The following is a 4,847-nucleotide window of genomic DNA, read 5'->3' as shown; positions in this document are numbered from 1 at the left end:
AATGAATCGCGTAAGGCGCGCGGACAAAGCTCGTTTATCCGACAAGCGTCGGGCGGCGGTCTGTCTTTGGGTTCTATATCAATCTCTTTTCTTTGCTCCGCTCGGGCCGCGGGGCCCCTACTTTCTACTATGTGGTAGAAAGTAGGCAAAGAGCACATTCAAGGGGGACTTGCATCCCCCTTGAAAATCCCCCCGCGATTCTTTTAGGATAGACACGGCCTTGGGAGTGCGGTGCGCCCGCCCCGGGCAACCGCCATTCGCACTCGGGCAGTCCGGTGAACGTCGGCAGCCACGGATTCAGCTGGTCTTCCGCCACGGGCGGCATCAGCGGCCTGGACTTGCATTTCGGTTCGCGACACCTCTACATCAACCACTCGGGCAGCCGCGCCTGCGGTTTTCAGTTGCGTTGCCTCTCGGAATAAACGGAAGACTCGACTGATTGGGAAACTTCGAACCCGGGATTGAGCCTGAAGTACTTCAAAGATTTTGCGCCCCACAGGGGTGCGCGCGGGCCGGACGCCTCCCCATCGGGAGGCCCGCAATACGCCGTTCACGCGTCGAGATTTGCGGCACCTCCCGGGCGCCGACCCGCTCCTGTCCCGCCCAACCCACAATCCGATCCTCTGCCCCTTTCGGCCTGTCGCCCATCCCCCCGAGCGGCAAAGCCGCTGGGCGACTAGGCCGGCGACCCAAAGGGTCGCAACAGTTCCGCCCCAACCACAACAGCCCAATACTTTGCCCTGCTCACAGCCAACAGCCCTGCCAACTCTCCGCCCCCAAGCTCGGCCCAACGCGGCGCGAAAACCGTAATCGGTTTTCGCGCCCGAAGAACAGTCGCAGCCCAAAGCTCGCCCCAATTCTCCGCCCCGTATCCGCCTCACTGCGGCTCCGCTATCGCTCCGCCGGTGCCTTCGGGCGCTCCGAAATAGCGAGGACGGCGGCCCTACGGGCCGCAACAGTTCAGCCCCAACCACAACAGCCCAATACTTTACCCTGCTCACAGCCAACAGCCCTGCCAACTCTCCGCCCCCAAGCTCGGCCCAGCACGGCGCGAAAACCGACTACGGTTTTCGCGCCCGAAGAACAGTCGCAGCCCAAAGCTCGCCCCAATTCTCCGCCCCATGTCCGCCTCACTGCGGCTCCGCTATCGCTCCGCCACTTCATTTTCCGCGCGCCTTGGCGATTCATTCTCTTTCGGCTTGTTGCCGAAAGAGTTGAATCGCCTCTTAAGGCGTGGCGCGCGGTGCCGGCGAGCACTCCGAAATAGGCCGCCTCTACCCTAAGCGCGCTGGCGGAAATCTTATCCAAACGCGCCCTCACGCGTTTGGATGATTTCCTTTTCCAGCAGTCGCGCGCGGTCGAGCTTGGTTCGCGCGCCTGCGCGATTCATCTATATTCGGCTACCGCCGAAATAGTTGAATCGCTTCTTTTGACGGCGGCGCGCGGTTTCAGTCGCCCGCGGCAATTCTCGTGGGTTGGCGCTCGGCCAACCAACAGAATATGCCCTCTTAAGCGGGCGGAGACGGTCAAGCTTTGTCCCGCCTCGAACCGTACCTTTTCTGAAGAAAAGGTACCCAAAAGACTTTTAGTTAGCTACGCTACGCCTTAAGCTCCGCAAGACTCAAGTTTCGGACGCGACCACCCCTGTCGCCCGCCCCGCACAAAAAAAACAGCTCAGGGCCGGACGATTCCGGCCCTGAGCTCCAAAACAAAACAAGGAATTTACACCAACCGCCTCATCAACCGCACTTCGAGTGCCCGCAATTCGTACAGACCAGACACCCCTCCTGATACACCAGCGCCTCCTGTCCGCACTCCGGACACTTTTTGCCCCCCTTCGGCTTCGTGCCATTAGGGATGTATTTGTGCAACGCCCGCGCCACCCCGTTTTTCCACGTATTGATCGTGTCGCTGTTGAGCCGGAGCGACGACACCAGGTTCACCACATCGATCGGCGGCATCCCCGTCCTGAGCACCCCCGAGATCAGCTTCGCATAGTTCCAGAACTCCTCGTCGAACAAGCGCGAAATCCCCCCCACCGTATTGACATATCCATACTTATCCTTGTATTGGAAGTCATACCGCTTCGTTCCGTCCTTCTCGATCACCTTGATGATGTTTCCCTTCTTGATCGTCTTCGGGAAGTAGAGCGCATCCTCGTCCACCTTCCCCGTGAAGATTTCATACGGTTTGTGGTTGTAGAGCCCCACGAACGCAATCCAGTCCTCCGGCCCGTTCTTGAAGCGCACGACATCCGCCTCGAGCGACACCGGCCGGCTCGCCGGCACCTCGTCCTCCTCCTTTTTCTTCTCCTTCTTGACCAGCACCCCCGCCCGGCTTCCGTCGCGATAGACCGTCACCCCCTTGCACCCCGACCTCCAGGCCGTCCGGTAGACCTCGTCCACCAGCGCCTCCGTGACATCGTTCGGCAGATTGACCGTCACCGAGATCGAGTGATCCACCCACTTCTGCATCGCCCCCTGCATCTTGACCTTCGCCACCCAGTCGATATCGTTCGACGTCGCATTGTGGTACGGCGACTCCGCCACCAGCGTCTCCACCTCCTTGTCCGACAGTTTTTTGATCTGTTCGTCCGTGAGCCCCTTGTTGACCCTGACCCACGTCAGGAAATGGTGGTGATAGACATTGTATTCCTCCCACGAATCCCCCACCTCGTCCACGAAAGTGACATTCACCGACTTGTCGCTCGGATTGACCTTCCGCCGGCGCTTGTAGACCGGCAGGAAGACCGGTTCGATCCCGCTGGTCGTCTGCGTCATGAGCGACGTCGTCCCCGTCGGCGCGATCGTCAGCATCGCCACATTTCTCCGCCCCTGTTTCACCATCAGGTCATAGAGCTTCGGATCCGCCTCCCTGACGCGCCGGATCATCGGATTCTCCGCCTCCCTCGCCGCATCGTACATCTTGAACGCCCCCCGTTCTCCCGCCATCTCGACCGAAGCCCTGTAAGCCTCGATCGCCAGCGTCTTCTGCAGCTCCGCCGCGAACGCGATCGCCTCGTCCGACCCGTATCGCAGCCCCAGCGCCGCCAGCATATCCCCCTCCGCCGTAATCCCCAGCCCCGTACGCCGTCCCATCAGCGCCTTTTCGCGGATCTTGCCCCACAGCTCCCGTTCCACCCGCCGGATATCCGCCGCCTCCGGGTCGTTTTCGATTTTAGCGATAATGGAATCGACCTTCTCCAGCTCGATATCGATGATGTCGTCCATCATCCGCATCGCCTTCCGGACATGTTTTTTGAATTTGGCCGTATCGAACCTCGCCTCCGTCGTAAACGGTTTGACCACATACCCGTAGAGGTTCAGCGCCAGCAGCCGGCAGCTGTCGTACGGGCACAGCGGAATCTCGCCGCACGGATTGGTCGACACCGTTCTGAAGCCCAAGTCCGCATAGCAGTCCGGCACCGACTCCCGAATGATCGTATCCCAGAACAGCACCCCCGGCTCCGCCGACTTCCAGGCATTGTGGACGATCTTTTTCCACAGCGCCGCCGCATCCACCTCGCCCGCCACCATCGGCTTGTCACCCGTAATCGGGAACTGCTGCCTGTACGGTTTTCCGTCGATCGCCGCCTGCATGAACTCGTCGTCCACCTTGATCGAGACATTCGCCCCCGTCACCTTCCCCTGCTCCAATTTGGCGTCGATAAAGCGTTCGGCATCCGGGTGTTTAATCGACAATGACAGCATCAAAGCTCCCCGGCGTCCGTCCTGCGCCACCTCGCGCGTCGAGTTCGAGTAGCGCTCCATGAACGGCACGATCCCCGTACTGGTCAACGCCGAGTTCAACACCGGCGAGCCCGTCGGCCGGATGTGCGACAAGTCGTGCCCCACCCCGCCGCGTCGTTTCATCAGCTGTACCTGCTCCTCGTCGATGCGGATGATCCCGCCGTACGAATCCGCCGGCGTCTCGTGGCCGATCACGAAACAGTTCGAGATCGAGGCGATCTGAAGGTCGTTCCCGATCCCCGTCATCGGCCCGCCCTGCGGCACCGCATATTTGAAATGGTCGAGCATTCCGTAGATCTCCTCCTCGTCCATCGGATTGGGATACTTGGCCTCGATCCTCGCCAGCTCGCGCGCGATGCGCCGGTGCATCTGCTCCGGCGAACGTTCGTAAATCTTGCCGAACGAATCCTTCAGCGCATACTTGCTGACCCACACCGTCGCCGCCAGCTCGTCACCGTTGAAATAGTCCCGGGCGCCGGCCACAGCCTCTTCGTAGGAATATTGTTTAAGCTCCTGCATGATATGTTTTGGTCTTGAAATTCGGTTTCCGGAGACAAAGGTAAGACCCTTTCCGTCCGCCTCAGACACCGGCGGGAAAAACTTATTAACATTTAATTAATCCTCTGAGAATCAGCCCGCTAATCCTCCGTCACGAGGCTAACTTTCTCAACCTGACCCCCTAACGGCGGATCGAGCTTCGAGACCTTCAGCCGCAGCGCCCCCATGGCCGGAAACTCCTCCCTCAGCGCCGCGACGATCCGCCCCGAAACGTGCTCCAACAGCCGCGACGGAATCTCCATCTGCCGCCGCACGCACGCATACACATCGAGGTAACTGATCGTATCGGCCAGCTCGTCCGTCCCGGCCGCCTCCCGACTGTCGACCTCGAACCGCAAGTCCACCCGAAACCGGTTCCCGACCCGCTGCTCCTCCTCGTAATGCCCGTGATAGGCATAAAACTCCATGTTTTCCAACTCGATCGTACTCTTCATCGCTCTGTTTTTTCTACAAAACTATCGTTTTTTGTATGGAATCGGGAGGGTACCGTACCTTTTCTGAAGAAAAGGTACCCAAAAGACTTTTAGTTAGCTACGCTAC

The 4,847-nt window shown here is 59.7% G+C and carries 3 protein-coding genes; 1 reads left to right on the top strand and 2 read right to left on the bottom strand.

Annotation, left to right across the window (positions count from 1 at the left end):
* The first annotated feature begins 275 nt into the window (after positions 1–275).
* Positions 276–422 carry a hypothetical protein gene (locus tag QZ292_RS09630; RefSeq protein ID WP_294601009.1) on the top strand — a complete coding sequence of 49 codons (147 nt, stop codon included), beginning with the start codon at positions 276–278 and terminating at the stop codon, positions 420–422.
* A 1,317-nt stretch (positions 423–1,739) separates the two neighbouring features.
* Here the strand turns inward: QZ292_RS09630 and QZ292_RS09625 are convergent.
* Both QZ292_RS09625 and folB read right to left on the bottom strand, forming a co-directional pair.
* Positions 1,740–4,268, bottom strand: a complete 2,529-nt coding sequence (locus tag QZ292_RS09625; RefSeq protein WP_294601007.1) for an adenosylcobalamin-dependent ribonucleoside-diphosphate reductase — start codon at positions 4,266–4,268, stop codon at positions 1,740–1,742.
* Positions 4,269–4,387: 119 nt separating this feature from the next.
* Entirely contained in the window at positions 4,388–4,741 is a 354-nt protein-coding gene (gene folB / locus QZ292_RS09620) for a dihydroneopterin aldolase (RefSeq protein ID WP_294601005.1), read from the bottom strand.
* Positions 4,742–4,847: the final 106 nt, after the last annotated feature.

It is taken from the genome of uncultured Rikenella sp. (assembly GCF_910577125.1).
Classification (GTDB): domain Bacteria; phylum Bacteroidota; class Bacteroidia; order Bacteroidales; family Rikenellaceae; genus Rikenella.
The sequence above is the reverse complement of the archived record's forward strand: the minus strand, read 5'-3'. Positions and strand labels throughout refer to the sequence as shown.

Excerpts from the sequence above, each read along its gene's own strand:
- QZ292_RS09625 (WP_294601007.1), bottom strand. The coding sequence starts at position 4,268 with ATGCAGGAGCTTAAACAATATTCCTACGAAGAGGCTGTGGCCGGCGCC.
- folB (WP_294601005.1), bottom strand. The coding sequence starts at position 4,741 with ATGAAGAGTACGATCGAGTTGGAAAACATGGAGTTTTATGCCTATCAC.